This window comes from Shewanella canadensis, assembly GCF_003966225.1.
GTDB lineage: Bacteria > Pseudomonadota > Gammaproteobacteria > Enterobacterales > Shewanellaceae > Shewanella > Shewanella canadensis.
The window spans coordinates 447,139-461,341 of sequence record NZ_RXNU01000004.1; the positions used below are offsets into that span (position 1 = coordinate 447,139).

11 protein-coding genes are annotated in these 14,203 nt (G+C 44.1%); 6 read left to right on the forward strand and 5 right to left on the reverse strand.

The window, feature by feature from the left end; genetic code table 11:
* Positions 1 to 203: 203 nt before the first annotated feature.
* Positions 204 to 3,296 (reverse strand): efflux RND transporter permease subunit, encoded by a 3,093-nt coding sequence (locus EKG38_RS10320; RefSeq protein ID WP_126520247.1) that lies wholly within the window; start codon positions 3,294 to 3,296, stop codon positions 204 to 206.
* A 321-nt stretch (positions 3,297 to 3,617) separates the two neighbouring features.
* Positions 3,618 to 4,742: an efflux RND transporter periplasmic adaptor subunit gene (locus tag EKG38_RS10325; protein WP_126520167.1), complete on the reverse strand. Its 1,125-nt coding sequence runs from the start codon at positions 4,740 to 4,742 to the stop codon at positions 3,618 to 3,620.
* 145 nt (positions 4,743 to 4,887) lie between these two features.
* On the opposite strand from EKG38_RS10325, the gene EKG38_RS10330 reads away from it, so the two are divergent.
* Positions 4,888 to 5,511, forward strand: coding sequence for a TetR/AcrR family transcriptional regulator (locus tag EKG38_RS10330; RefSeq protein ID WP_126520168.1), 624 nt, complete (start codon positions 4,888 to 4,890; stop codon positions 5,509 to 5,511).
* A 67-nt stretch (positions 5,512 to 5,578) separates the two neighbouring features.
* Here EKG38_RS10330 and EKG38_RS10335 read toward each other — a convergent pair whose 3' ends face one another.
* The 3 genes from EKG38_RS10335 to EKG38_RS10345 form a co-directional block, all read right to left on the reverse strand.
* The gene (locus EKG38_RS10335) at positions 5,579 to 6,184 is read right to left on the reverse strand and encodes a chalcone isomerase family protein (protein WP_246033129.1); all 606 of its coding nucleotides are present in this window, start codon (positions 6,182 to 6,184) and stop codon (positions 5,579 to 5,581) included.
* Positions 6,185 to 6,338: 154 nt separating this feature from the next.
* Positions 6,339 to 6,818 (reverse strand): DUF2947 domain-containing protein, encoded by a 480-nt coding sequence (locus EKG38_RS10340; RefSeq protein WP_126520169.1) that lies wholly within the window; start codon positions 6,816 to 6,818, stop codon positions 6,339 to 6,341.
* A 107-nt stretch (positions 6,819 to 6,925) separates the two neighbouring features.
* Positions 6,926 to 9,433 carry a 6-hydroxymethylpterin diphosphokinase MptE-like protein gene (locus EKG38_RS10345; protein ID WP_126520170.1) on the reverse strand — a complete coding sequence of 836 codons (2,508 nt, stop codon included), beginning with the start codon at positions 9,431 to 9,433 and terminating at the stop codon, positions 6,926 to 6,928.
* Between the two features lie 432 nt (positions 9,434 to 9,865).
* Here EKG38_RS10345 and pseB point away from each other — a divergent pair, with 432 nt between their 5' ends.
* The 5 genes from pseB to EKG38_RS10370 are packed head-to-tail and all read left to right on the forward strand — an operon-like array spanning position 9,866 to position 14,200.
* Positions 9,866 to 10,867, forward strand: a complete 1,002-nt coding sequence (gene pseB / locus EKG38_RS10350) for a UDP-N-acetylglucosamine 4,6-dehydratase (inverting) (RefSeq protein WP_126520171.1) — start codon at positions 9,866 to 9,868, stop codon at positions 10,865 to 10,867.
* A gap of 39 nt (positions 10,868 to 10,906) precedes the next feature.
* The gene (pseF, locus tag EKG38_RS10355; protein WP_126520172.1) at positions 10,907 to 11,593 is read left to right on the forward strand and encodes a pseudaminic acid cytidylyltransferase; all 687 of its coding nucleotides are present in this window, start codon (positions 10,907 to 10,909) and stop codon (positions 11,591 to 11,593) included.
* Positions 11,594 to 12,469 (forward strand): sugar nucleotide-binding protein, encoded by an 876-nt coding sequence (locus EKG38_RS10360; RefSeq protein WP_126520173.1) that lies wholly within the window; start codon positions 11,594 to 11,596, stop codon positions 12,467 to 12,469. It abuts the gene before it with no gap.
* Entirely contained in the window at positions 12,456 to 13,544 is a 1,089-nt protein-coding gene (locus EKG38_RS10365; protein ID WP_221767753.1) for an N-acetylneuraminate synthase family protein, read from the forward strand. Before EKG38_RS10360 ends, EKG38_RS10365 begins: the two co-directional genes overlap by 14 nt.
* Entirely contained in the window at positions 13,526 to 14,200 is a 675-nt protein-coding gene (locus EKG38_RS10370) for a glycosyltransferase family 2 protein (RefSeq protein WP_126520174.1), read from the forward strand. Before EKG38_RS10365 ends, EKG38_RS10370 begins: the two co-directional genes overlap by 19 nt.
* The last annotated feature ends 3 nt before the right edge of the window (positions 14,201 to 14,203 follow it).

A 14,203-nucleotide genomic window follows, 5' to 3' on the forward strand; every position in this document is an offset into this window, starting at 1 on the left:
GTAAGGCGATAATGTAAATCACATTAACTATCAATGATTTGATATAGGTCTAAAAGCGGCAAAAATTAAGACAAAATTCACTTTTTTCTAAGGTTCTTTTGGAGGGGCAGGGGAGCCGTCTAAAGAAAATGGAGCAACTGGAACGTATGTACAGCATTATTCGGGATGAAGCACCTGAATATGCTTCATCCCGCAGGGGGAAATTAAGCCTCTACTTCGGTTTCTGTTGCCATTGGGCGCGACGTTAACCGCAGTTTCTTTGCCGGTTTCATAATGAGTTGATACATAGTCGGCACCCAAACAAGCGAGAGCAATGTCGTCAGTAGTGTCCCGCCCGCAATCGCGATGGCAAAGGGTGGCCAGAAGCCACCGCCGGCAATGATAAGGGGCAAGAAGCCCCCAATCGTCGTGATAGTCGTGGAACCAATATGTCTTCCACAGCCGGAGACGACGCTGACAATTGATTCTATCTTGCCTGATCTCGCATCGGGTAGCTCTTCGAGTTCTGCCAGGATAACAATCGCCGCATTGATGGCCAGACCCATAAGCCCGAGCAGACCGATGATCACGGTGAAACCAAACGGATAGCCAAAGGTATATACCGCCAGCAGACCAAGCCCCGCTGATTGCAGTGCACTGAAGAGAATAATGGCCGTTAATCTAAAGGAGTTAAAGGAGAGCACCACGGTAGCCAGCAGTAAGGTCACGACTAATACTACATTTGAAAGCAGGTTGCCCACGGCTTCGTTTCGCTTCGCGCTTTCGCCCCCCACCTCAATATGATAACCGGCAGGAAGTACCAGTTTATCTATGTTAACTTTAGCATCGTCGAGCACCTGTTGAGGCAGGACTCCGCTGACTAAGTAAGCTTCGATGGTATTGACTCTGTGACCATCTCTGCGGGGGATCGCGCCGCGGCTGACTTCGATTCGGTTAGTGGATAGGGCCGAAAGGGGGATCTCAGAGCCCGAAGCCGAGACTAAATTAATTTCCGACAGTTTTGTCTGCTGTTCTCGTGTGCTGTCTTGCAATCTGACCCTGACTGGCAGAGATTCAGTCTGCTCCAGAATACTCCCCCCTTTAATTCCTGTGGTGGCCATCTGGATCTGATTGGCTATCTCAGTCAAATTGAGCCCACTCATTAAGCTGGCATCTTCATTGATTTGGAACCACACCTTAGGCGCACCGGCACTTAAGGTCGCTCGGGTATGAATAACATCGGCGGTATTGGATAAAATTCGTCTGACTTCATCTCCGATGAGCCTGAGCTGGTCTAAATTCGGGCCAAATACTCTCAACTCAACAGGCGCATTGAAAGGGGGACCCTGTTCTAATTTTCTCACCAATATCTGTGCATCGGGAAAAGCGAGGTCCAGGCTCCGTTGAAGCCGTGGAATTAAACGGTTTGCGGTATCAAAGTCGGTAACCTTAACCATGGCCTGGGCATAGTTACTGGCGCCTTGCTGTCGCTGTAACAGGTTGTAATAAAAAGAGGGGGTATTACCACCTACGATCCAATCGATACGGTCGACACCCTCTGTTTTTCGTAGCTGTTTATCAATCTCTTCAACGCGGCTTCGTGTGCTTTCTATACTTGCATGGGGGGAGAGGTACACCTCTATCTGGAACATGTCGCGATCCGATGGCGGAAAGAACTGCTCTGTCATCTGACCCGCAGCGATAAAACCTAAGATGGGGAAGATACCGATGATGAGACCGGATAACAGCGGACGTTTCAGTGCGGTTCTTAAGCTTAATTTAAACAGTTTGCTTACTAAGGGGAGGCGAATACCCGCCTGATACCATTTTTGCTGTTCACCTTCTACACCAAAGCGCCCGGCAAGACCGGCAATCAAGGTGTGTGAAATAAGGTATGACCCCACCAATGCGAACATCACAGAGATAGCTATTCCCCCGACAAACTCACCGGCCGCCCCCGGCATCAATACGATAGGCGCGAAGGCGAGCATGGTGGTGATGGTGGATCCCGCTAACGGTAACCAGAGGTGATGCAGCGTCTTACTCACCGCATCGAGTCTCGTCATCCCCTGTTGTCTGCGCTGTGAAATGGCATCGACGATAACAATCGCATTATCGACCATGATACCGAGCGCCACCACTAACCCTGTGACTGACATTTGATGAATTGGCAGACCGATATATTTCATGCAGGCGAGGGTAAAGAGGGCCGTGAGAGGCAGAGAAAGGGAGACGATTACCGCATTACGTAACCCCAGAGTCAGCATCAAGACAACTAATATGATGATGAAACCTAAGAGTAAGCTACCCACAAGATCGCCCAGACGCTCGCTGGTATAACTTTCCTGGTCGAACAGCCATTGAATTTCGATGTTGGCCGGGATACTTGTTTGCAGTGCCTCAACCTCATCTCTGACCTTAGCTAACCAGAGATCGACGCGCGTGTTATTGAGCATGCGGGCCGCAACCATCACGCCTTGATCTTGCTCGATTAGGGCAATGGTACTTGCCGGGGTTTTGGCTTGCCGTGAGATGGTGGCGATATCCCCTAAGCGGATGATCTGTCCCTGTTCATCAATTTTAAGCGGGACTTGACGAATTCTGGATACCGAGTCTAACTCGCCGGAGACTTCGATTAAGGCTCTGAAACTATTGTTATTGATTTCGCCGGCAGAGACTTTAGTGTCGGCATTGCCAAGAATTTGTGCCACTGCGGCCGGAGATAGCTTCAGGCGGTTAACTTTGTCTCCATCTAACTGGACTAAAATTTCTTCGGTAGGGGCACCATAGAGTTTCACGAAATTGGTGCCGCTAAGCAGCCTTAATCTGCTCTGCAGCTCCTTTGCGTAGCGGTTAAGCATATCGGTGCGAGCTTCACCGCCCCCTTTCCACACCAATCCTAGAATGGCGGTATTAGCATAACCGACCTGATCGTCCAATATGGCATTTTGAGCCGGTAGTGGTAACAAAGGTTTTGAGTCGGCAACGAGATCCCTCGCTCTCGACCAAACGGGGGCGGTATCGATGACACTGTCTTTTAACTCGAGTTGTATCACCGATATTCCGGGGCGAGAGGTCGATTGCACTAGTTTTAGCTCTTCGAGCCGCCTCAGTTGGTTTTCCAATACCTCGGTCACTAAGGCTTCGACACGTTCGGCGGATGCGCCCGGATAATGAGTGATCACCGATGAGAATCGGTTGGTGATATCCGGGTCTTCCATTCTCGGCAGGCTGGATATTGCGCCAAAACCGGCGACAATGAGTAGCGCAATCACTAAGCTTGCAAGACGTCCATTTTCTACAAAGGCTTTAATCATCATTTGATCCACCGGGGCAAGCTTGCACGTGTCTATCTTCTACAAAGGCTTTAATCATCATTTGATCCACCGGGGCAAGCTTGCAAGTATCTATCTTCTACTAAGGCTTTAATCATCATTTGATCCACCGGGGCAAGCTTGCAAGTATCTATCTTCTACAAAGGCTTTAATCATCATTTGATCCACCGGGGCAAGCTTGCACGTGTCTATCTTCTACAAAGGCTTTAATCATCATTTGATCCACTGAGGCAAGGTCGTCAACGTCGGATTTGGCAGTAACTTCTGCACGTATCTACTTTCAATCAATGTATTATCCATGACTTACCTCGACGCCACAGTCGTGTTGCGTTTAACCTCTTGTCCCACGACAAGTTTATGCAGTCCCTGGCTAATAAATTCTTCACCACTTTTTACCGCACCTCGAATGTAAGCCTGATCATTTTTGGTATAGATAATTTCAACATCTCTGCGTTCTATACTAAAACTCTCCGGCTTTTCTATCGCTTCACCGGCCGTGATGACATACAGGTTCCACAGTCCCCTGATACCATCGGTCAGCGATGAGATAGGCACCCAATATCCCTCTTGTTCAATCTCATTCTCATAGGCAAGATAGGTCAGTTCGCCATTAATGACCTTAGCGTCTTGAGGTAATATAAGCCTTAATGGCACTGTGCGTGTGATAGGGTTTACTTCGGCGCCTATCCCCGCAATTTGAGCCGTGTAATGGTTATCAGCAACCCTAAGGGAGATATCTTGTGCCGCCTTCAGACTTTGAGCGACCTTAATGGGGACACCGACAAATGCTTGCGGATTGTTATTTTGGATGAGGGTGAATACCGGGGTTCCCAGTGCAATGACTTCACCTAAATTATTGTTCCTTTTGCTTATCACGCCGCTAAATGGTGCAAGCAGTGAAGACTTCTCGATTCTCAGTGTATTGGCATAAATGGATGCTTTGAGTCTTTTTTGAGCTGCAAGTAAACTGGCCAGCTGGCCTTTGAGTTCATCGAGTTGCTGTTCAGATGTGTAACCTTGCTGCTTTAATTTGAGGCTTCGGTTCAGTGTGTTGCTGGCCAGATCCAGATCGGCTCTATTTTGCGATAAGCTGGCCACTAACTCCTGCTTCTCGGCTTCTAATAAGCGAGTATCCAGTTGGGCTAACAACTGCCCCTCTTTGACCTGATCGCCACTATCGACGGCAAGTTGCCTGATTTTTCCCGAAAGCTCGAATCCAATCCCCGTGGTGTTACCCGCTCGAATTGTTCCCGTGAACTCTTGGGTATGCAGATATGAGGTTGAAGGGGTTAACGTCTTGCTTGTTACTGATTGCAATTCTGGCTGTGTTGCATGAACAGTAACCTCTGCTTCGCATGCGCTGAGAAAGGTAACAAGCAAGAGACCTGTTAAACCATTTTTCCTGGAGTTGGCTCTGAAAATACTCATCCTGATACGCATTCCCTGGTTAATCATAAGTGACGAAATCGTTAAACTAGACTGCCTAGTCTATTTTGGAAAAACTAGACTGTCCAGTCTAGTTTGTGTTTAAATGTGTCTAAGTTATAAGTGTTATGTTACCAAGGGGTGAATAATGACCACCAAACTCTCCTGTTTAAACTTGAGTCGTAGTGAACAAAAAAGGGCGCAGATCCTCGAGGCTGCGATAGAGCTATTTTGCGGCCATGGTTTTCCCAACACCAGTATGGATGAGGTTGCCCGGAAAGCCGGGGTTTCGAAGCAAACGGTGTACTCACACTTTGGTTGTAAAGATGATCTTTTCATTTCTTCTATTAAGTCTAAATGTGTTGTCAGCCAAATAACTGATGAGCTGTTTGGTGATGCCAGTGAACCGGAAAGGACGCTGACTAATTTTGGTGAGTACTTCGGCGCTATGATTGTGAGCCCTGAGGCGATAACCGTTTTTACAGCTTGTGTAGCGCAGGCCGAAACTCATCCTGAAATTTCTGCGTTGTTCTTCGATGCCGGACCGCAGCATCTACTCGATATGTTGTCTGGTTATCTGAAAGAGGTTGATAAAAAAGGGAAGTATCGTTTCGATGAGCCTCGTGATTGCGCGGTTCGGCTCTGTTTGATGATGTTTGGTGAGATGAGAATGAAGCTGGAGCTTGGACTGGATGTCGAGGAATTAATTGAAGGTCGTACGGATTATATTAATGGCTGTGTAGAGATGTTCTTAAAGGCGTACAAGGTGTAGTTTATCGATGCAGTTAATTCCCAGAGCCTGGGCTCCAGGAATTAACTGTTAAGAGTTAAGCCAATTATTACTGCTTGCCCAACATAGCTTTTTTAAGACTGCCCTGAGCCGGACTATCTCCTAGCCAGATCTTTAACAGTGCCTGCCTGAATGCTTCACCTTCGATAGTCGCCTGTGCTTCTCCATTTTTATATGCCGTTACACCGAAGCTTTTATCGGTCGCGAGAGTAAATTGATCACCCTCTTTAATCTCATCGCTGAAAAGTGCCATAAAAGCATCAATTTCAGTCTGAATTTCGGCAATGTTGCCATCGGTCGCATCATCGAAACCATCATTGATTGCATCACGCATCTTATCGCTGGTGATCATACCAGAGGTGATGTTTAACCGAACGGCTGAAGTCGGAGCATCGAGAATTGCGGTGATATTATCGGTCCTTGATGGCAGATACAGGCTACCGACATAGAGGTCGATAAAGAATTTACTGCGCACACCCGCACCATTGAGTTGAAGCTGTGTCGACTCGACCGCAATATGTTCGGCAACGTCAACACCCGATATCTCTTTGGCACTGGCAGCACCGCTAAGTAGCGCACCGGTAAGTAGCAGGCTGGTGGGTACTAAGCATGTGGGTAATAAGTTTGTGGGCATTAGTCTAGTGAGGGACTTCATATAACCTCTTATATTTTTATTCTTGATAGCATTCTGACGAGCTAGGAGCTCTGTCATTCCGGCGATCTTGTTGGCCGGAATCCAGATTTCATGCTAGTGAGCTTGTGAACGCACTGGTAATTCTTAGATTAAGTCTTGCGTTGCTGGCGTCGAGCTAGCCTCGTTGGCCTAATTGATACTGGCCATCTTGATGAATGAAAGCGGCCTGCTTGTGCTTTGGTGAGATAAGCAATGGACCGTCATCGAAGAAGAGGAAACATTTCCAGTTTCGAACGAATACATCCCAACGTGTCTCGATCACCTGATATTTCTCGTAACAAAAATAGACGGTTGAATCGTCTTTCCAATCAAAGAACTCGGCAAACAACTCAGGAAGCGCCGGATCTTCGCTATCCCAGGCTGACTGCCAATCATCGGGCTCGCCCCACACATCACCTTTCGCGGGCCAGTCACCCTTAGAAAACTGCTCAGAGTGGTTGCTACGATTGCTTACCCACTTCTTCCATACTTCCATCGAACCCATCTGATCCAGTGGTTTTATCTGCGCCTTATCTTCGTCGGTCACAGGCAGATCTTTATGGTTAAAGATCCATTTACGTTTGTATTGCTCTAAAGGGATATAAGTATGTGACAAGCGGGGTCTCCGGGAATAACTTGGAAGCAGCGGTAGAAAATGCCGATTAATTATCAATGAATCGGCATTATACTGTTTAGCTGTGGCTTAGGGAAATAGATGTCAGTTTATGTGTTGTGACTCGCGTTAAGATCGGCCTCGATACGGGTTAAATAGCTCAGCGCAACCTGATTATCCGGATCGGATTGAATGACATGACTAAAGGCATCGATGGCAGCTTGTATCTGGTCAATATCGAACATAAAACTACCGAACTTTAACCATACCATAATATCTGATGGGTACTTCTCTAAGTAGTCAATATACGTATTTATCGCTTCTTGAGTCTGCCCTTGAGCTCTTAACACGTTGGCATAGCGAGGCAGATATTCATCACTATAGGTGATGGCCTTTTTCAGGGCCTTGCCGGCAAGTTCCAGTTTCATCAATTTGAGTGACAGCTGCAGAATCAGCCTGGTTTCTGGTTCCGTGACTAAGGTGTCAGGTAATTCGAGCATGCAAGACAGGGCCTCTTCATAGCGCTCTTCTAAATGTAGTTGATGACCATAGGCTAAATGATACAGACGATTAGCTTCGTCGTCTTTAGCTACAAAGGGAAGTAAGTATGTGGCCATCTGGTTGAGGCCTGTATGATGTTTTGTATTGACCAAGACCATGATTTTGGTAAAGGCACGCTCTAAGGTCGTTGTCTCCTTTACCGTATCTACATATACTTTTCGGTCATTGTTTAGTTGTTCGTGGTATTCAGCCTTAAGCTCTTCTATTAGCTTAAGCTGAGCAGGATCACACTGCTTAAGGTGATCCGGGTGCAGTTGTTGCCAGATTTTTATTCGACCTTGTTGATTGTCTGCGCGCCATTGTTTGGCAAGTTTAGCAACTTCTTTATCGCTGCTTATTTCTAAGAGACGGCTTTCGCTCCTTTCAAACGCTACAGAGAGTAATGTCAGTAGTTTTTTTGATATCTGCTCAAAGGCGTCATAATAGCTAAAGGTCATCTCATTTAACTGTTCCTGAGACCAAGTATCAGTATCTTTAGTTGTCAAGAATTTGGTGAATTCATAGTAACCGTAAAATTTAATTAGTTGACTTAATGAATGATATTTTCCATTCAACTTTTGTTCAATTGCCTCTATTTTTTGAGATAATCGTTTAATCTGCTCTGGATTATCTATTTGCTGCGTCATCTTTAAATTATGCTTGAGGGCGTCGGATGATAAATTAACAATAATTCTCATCGATTTTACGGTTTTACTTAGGTCGTTAACCCTGGATTGAATATCTTCAACTCTCTCCTTAGTTGACTCATTACTCGCGATATGTTGTAAAAGGTGGTACTTGTCTGCAGTGATAGCCTTCAGTTGGATATCTTGAGTTGCTTGGTAGCTAACACCTTTGACTACGGCTGCACTTTGGGAAAGATTGATAAATTTGCGGTCTGGAAACCTCTCGACCTCTGTCTGTAATGAATCGATTGCATATAGCAGCTGGATCAAGGTTTCTGCTTTATATCCAGCATAGGTGTCTACCCATTCACAAATTTGGCCCAAATTAGGGCCAAGGTTTGCTTCTAATGTGCCTTTTGCATGGGTGAAGCCATCTCTGGAGTGACAAAAATCTACGCCACAAAGTAGAACCTGTGAAAAGCCCATTCTAAGTGCCAAATGCACGGCACTATTTGTTACCGTCGGCCCTATAGATTCTATATTATTCATGTCTAAGCTGCTGTCCCAAGGCACCCTTCCACCCAAATAGAGGCTTCTCCCCTGCCATTGAGCACTTATTCGTGAGCAAACATGGAATGATTGAACAAAAAGAGATTCTCTATGGAGTGGCATCATCTCACGGTTGACTTCAAAACTATGATCTTGAGGATCGACTGACACAATGATGTGAGGGATGATCCCTTCATTATACAATTTTGATGCTATACGTGAGACTGCAATGATAATCAGATTTTTTGAGTGGGATTTGATCCAATTTATGTGTTGGTCCAGCGAGGGACCGCCGGCAATGATGATGCATGTCAGACCTGTAAATTGATCTTTTAAAACGGATGCCGGCAGACGGTTTTCAATGATATTTTCAAGTTGAGTCTTTACGAAAATTTTCTGGGTAAAAATGACCTCTGATTCGAAGAAGGTATGTTGGATTATTTTTTCAACTTCATTACTAAGAAGCGTGTATTCTTCTAAATGGTTAGAAGCTGCCCCCATTGAGCGATACAGGGCACAGCGGTCTTTAATGATAAATAGTTCGAGTGATTTATTATCTATTAATTGGCGGAATTCGAGTGGGGTGCATATCTTGAGTGAGTCTTTAAGGGATTCTGGAATTTCTACTTTCAACAAGGCTAGAGCAGCATCCAGTTCGATAAAAATGAATCGACTACCATCCGGGACACCCATTTCTAGGACATAGTTTGCGAGTAGTCCAGAGTCCATGCCAACAACAAGATGCAATGTATTTTCTTTACTAAAATCCTGTTTGAATTTTGCATCGTATTGAGTCGTCGAATCTAATTTCTCAAATTGAGTTCGATTGATACTCGGGAGGTAGTATTCTCCGAATTGGCTTACCGCAAAAGTATTGAGTATGCTTGTTTGTTGCTCTTGCATGCTGGCCTCTATCTTATAAGTAGTTGGATCGATTTTTCGTCAAAATTTTGTCATCTAACTGTGATTAGCTTATGTTTACTTGAAATTAATTATATTTCGTCAATATGGGTAGCAAGTTGTAAGCCAAATATTTATTTTACATCGAATAAAATTAAGTCGATTATGATGGCTAAAGCAAGTTTAATGCTTGATATTCGTCTGAAAATCGTAAAATAAACCATGAAATTTGGATAACTATGTACTTATTACTATGCTCTAGTTAAGCTAACTCGTCATGCTCTCTTTTTAACTTGTAAAAGAGCAGTATATAGAAATGCAGTAGCTTAAATTTACTTTGGCGTAATGATTGCATTTAACTCTGGTGTGCAAGGCTCTATCTGATTTATTTGGTGGATCGGGATGATTGCACTTCGATGAATAATTGGAGAAATCATGTTTGATAATAAAACAATCCTTATTACAGGTGGCACAGGCTCATTTGGGCATAAATACACAAAGACCATTTTAGAGCGCTATAAACCAAAGCGTTTGATCATTCTTTCCAGAGATGAGCTCAAGCAGTATGAGATGCAGCAGATATTTAACGCACCTTGTATGCGATATTTTCTAGGTGATGTGCGTGATGCCGATCGTTTGATGCAGGCATTCAATGGTGTCGACTATGTGATCCATGCCGCTGCAATTAAGCAAGTTCCTGCAGCCGAATATAACCCGATGGAATGTATCAAAACCAATATTTATGGTGCCGAGAATGTTATCAAGGCGGCCATCGCAAACAATGTTACTAAAGTTATTGCGCTTTCAACAGATAAGGCCGCAGCGCCTATTAATCTTTATGGCGCAACAAAACTCGCATCGGATAAATTATTTGTTGCTGCGAATAATATGGTGGGCAAGGGGAAAACCCGATTCTCGGTTGTTCGATATGGCAATGTCGTTGGCTCCAGAGGTTCTGTGGTTCCCTTCTTTAAGAAACTAATAGAAGAGGGGGCAGACCACCTTCCAATTACCCATGTAGAGATGACGCGTTTCTGGATCACGCTACAACAAGGTGTAGATTTCGTATTGAAAAATTTTGCCCGTATGTATGGCGGAGAGATCTTTGTTCCTAAAATTCCTTCAGTGCACATTAAGGATTTAGCCAACGCCTATGCGCCAGGTCTGGAAACTAAGATTATTGGTATTAGACCCGGTGAAAAATTGCATGAGATCATGTGTCCGGCCGATGATTCACATTTAACACTTGAGTTCGACGATCACTTTGTTATCTGTCCTAGCATTAAATTTTACAATGATGAACATTGTTATGAACGCAACCTTATCGATGAGCTGGGGCTACCTGTGCCACAGGGTGCCGAATACCATTCAGGTAGAAATCCCGATTTTTTAACTGTTGAACAGATTGTCGAGTTTGATAAATTAGCTGAGTTATAGCTTGGCTTTGTTTGATATTTAGAAAATTAAGGAATGAATATGAAGCCTAGAGTGCTTGCCATAATTCCGGCCAGAGGTGGCAGTAAACGTATAGAAAGAAAGAATATCAAGTTTTTTGCTGGTCAGGAAATTATCGGGTATCCGATTCAGGCACTGAAAAGCTCAGGTGTAATCGACGACATTATTGTTTCGACCGATGATATTGAGATTGCGGAGGTGGCCAAGAAATTTGGTGCGCAAGTTCCTTTCCTCAGAAGTGCAAAAAATGCAGATGATTTTGCTACTACTTTCGATGTCATTGCCGAAGTACTGAAACAGATAGAACAGAATTATGATTATGTCTGTTGTTTATATCCAACATCTGTGTTTGCCACCAGCGGCGTAATTAAACAAGCATTCCAATGTCTATCTGAGCAGGATGATGCTACTAGCATAGCCACGTGTATTGAATATTCGCACCCTATTCAACGCGCTTTGACATACGATGGGGGGTATCTGCAGCCAAAATACCCGGAGTATTATAATTCCAGAACCCAAGATCTAGCCAAAAATTATCATGATGCCGGGCAGCTGTATCTATTTACACCCTTGGCTGTATTAAAAAGCAAACGCCTTATCACTGAACGGTGTATTCCTTTGATACTTGAGTCGAACCTAACTCAGGATATCGATACTCTTACGGATTGGGAGCTAGCTGAACTGAAGTTTAGCTATGTGGCGACATAAGTGAAAAAAGTTTTAATTGTCGGGGCATCAGGTCTATTGGGTGGCTCATTAACTCAATACTTAAAAGAGAAGAGTGAATATCATATTTTCACTCTAAGTTGTCATTCAACTGGTACAGACTTTCAGTTGGATATGAGTGGTACTCAGTCTTCACTTGCACTGTTAAATCAAATCTCACCCGACTATATTATCAACTTAGCCGCGATAACCGACGTTGAGCTTTGCGAGCAAGACATTAACCTTGCCTATCGAGTTAATTGTAAGATTGCGGAAAATCTAGCCCTCTATAACAGTCAGCGTAAAGGGAGAGATAGAGCTTTTATCGTGCAAGTCTCAACTGATCATTTTTATGACACAGGGACCGAGTCGAAAGAAAAAGATGTCATCATTTCCAATAATTATGCGATGACTAAGTACTGTGCCGAAAAATCGCTTAACTGTAATGAATCAGTTATCCTGAGAACTAACTTTATAGGCCGTTCTTCATCGGCTTCATCCATGAGCCTAACCGATCATATGTTTGCTCGATACCATTCTGGTGATGAGATATGTCTGTTTAATGATGTGTTTATTTCGGCGCTATCTATAGAGACACTATGTGAAGTCATCGCCTTGTGCTTAGCGCGGAAAATCCCAGGTACCTTTAACGTAGGCTCTAAACATGGGTTAAGTAAAGAAGCTGTAATTGTTAGTTTTTTTGAGTATCTGGGATATAAAGATTTCAATTATAAGAGCATATCAATCGATAACTTACAACTGCTTACCCGCAGGCCTAAAGATATGAGAATGGACGTAACTGCCTTCGAAAAAGCTTATCAATACACACTACCCAGTTTTAAAAACGAAATACGGAAAATAGCAAATGAGTACAAATAGTCGTATATCAAATACCATGAATATTGGTAAACAGGTTATAACTCGAGAGACTCCCCCCTATTTTATTGCTGACATTGGTGCGAATCATAACGGCTCTCTTGCTAAGGCAAAAGAACTTATCTATCTTGCGGCAAAAGCCGGTGCTGATGCAGCTAAATTCCAACATTTTAAAGCTGAAACCATCGTCAGTAAAAGTGGTTTTCAATCCTTGAAAGGCCAGTCCTCTCATCAAGCAAAGTGGAAGAAGTCAGTATTTGATGTGTACAAGGATGCATCTATCTCAATGGATTGGACCCAGACACTGGTCGATACATGCAAAGATGCGGGAGTCGAGTTTTTAACTAGTCCCTACTCAATAGAGTTGGTCGATTATATTAATCCATATGTCTCCTGCTTTAAGGTGGGATCCGGTGATATAACTTGGTTAGAGATCATCGAGAAAATTGCTTCTAAAGATAAACCTATCTTTTTAGCCTGTGGTGCATCCACGATGGATGAGGTGTGTGCGGCTGTAGATTCCGTGCTGAAGTACTCCAATCAACTTGCCATCATGCAGTGCAATACCAACTACACAGCATCTCAAGAAAACTTTAAGTATATCAATCTCAATGTATTGAAGACCCTGCGTGCCATGTATCCGGAAGCGATACTCGGCTTGAGTGATCATACTCCCGGACACGCCACCGTTTTAGGGGCTATTGCGTTGGGAGCCAATGTCATTGAGAAGCACTTTACCGATAGTAATGAGCAGGAGGGGCCGGACCATAAGTTTGCTATGAATCCTGAGTCTTGGCGTGCCATGGTTGACGCATCTCAGGAGTTATATTTAGCTCTTGGGAGCGGCATAAAGAAAGTGGAAAATAATGAGCTTGAAACGGTTATTTTACAGAGAAGATCGATTCGGTTGAAGCGTACGCTTAACGCCGGTGAATTGTTGACCCGTGATGATATCGAATTTCTTCGCCCTTGCCCAAGCGAAGCATTGCCTCCTTCTCAAGTTGAGTCAATATTAGGTAAAGAGTTAGTCGTAGACCTACAGGCCGGAGAGCATGTTCAATGGACACATCTAAAGTAGCCATTGTTATTCCTGCATTCAATGAGGCGCAAACTATACAGTCTGTGATCTGTGAGCTTCAGGATACAGTTTCAGGTGTAGATATTATCGTGGTTGATGATGGTTCCAGTGACGACACGGCGGCTAAGGCAAGTGCTTTGGATATCACCCTAGTAAGCCAAGGTACCAATAGAGGGTACTCAGAGGCGATCAATCGTGGTTTTTCTTTTGCTGCTGCTTCTGGTAAGTATGAGTATGTAGTGACTGTCGATGCCGATGGTCAACACGATCCACAGTCAGTTTTACAAGTCATTCAAGCGGCTTCCGGTGGTGACATCGATATAGTGATCGGCCAAAGGAGTAAACATGCCAGAATATCTGAAATGGTGTTTGCGCTGTATTTCCGGTTAAAGTTTGGCATTAAAGATCCCTTATGCGGGCTACGTCTATATCGATTGTCCATGTTTACTCAATATGGCAAGTTTGAAACGTTCGACTCTATTGGCAGTGAATTGATGACATGGGCCTTAGTTAAAGGAAAACATTACTCTACGGTTGATGTGAATATTCGGGATAGGCTAGATAAGCCCAGATTTGGCTCAGGAATAAAAGTGAACCTTAGAATATTAAAAAGCCTATGGTCTACCATCTCATTTATTCGCGGATCTAAAATGTGATTT

What these genes read in the sequence shown, in the direction of transcription:
- pseB (WP_126520171.1), top strand. Translation starts at nt 9,866, where the DNA reads ATGTTTGATAATAAAACAATCCTTATTACAGGTGGCACAGGCTCATTT.
- EKG38_RS10365 (WP_221767753.1), top strand. Translation starts at nt 12,456, where the DNA reads ATGAGTACAAATAGTCGTATATCAAATACCATGAATATTGGTAAACAG.
- EKG38_RS10320 (WP_126520247.1), bottom strand. Translation starts at nt 3,296, where the DNA reads ATGATTAAAGCCTTTGTAGAAAATGGACGTCTTGCAAGCTTAGTGATT.
- EKG38_RS10330 (WP_126520168.1), top strand. Translation starts at nt 4,888, where the DNA reads ATGACCACCAAACTCTCCTGTTTAAACTTGAGTCGTAGTGAACAAAAA.
- pseF (WP_126520172.1), top strand. Translation starts at nt 10,907, where the DNA reads ATGAAGCCTAGAGTGCTTGCCATAATTCCGGCCAGAGGTGGCAGTAAA.
- EKG38_RS10325 (WP_126520167.1), bottom strand. Translation starts at nt 4,742, where the DNA reads ATGAGTATTTTCAGAGCCAACTCCAGGAAAAATGGTTTAACAGGTCTC.
- EKG38_RS10370 (WP_126520174.1), top strand. Translation starts at nt 13,526, where the DNA reads ATGGACACATCTAAAGTAGCCATTGTTATTCCTGCATTCAATGAGGCG.
- EKG38_RS10335 (WP_246033129.1), bottom strand. Translation starts at nt 6,184, where the DNA reads ATGAAGTCCCTCACTAGACTAATGCCCACAAACTTATTACCCACATGC.
- EKG38_RS10345 (WP_126520170.1), bottom strand. Translation starts at nt 9,433, where the DNA reads ATGCAAGAGCAACAAACAAGCATACTCAATACTTTTGCGGTAAGCCAA.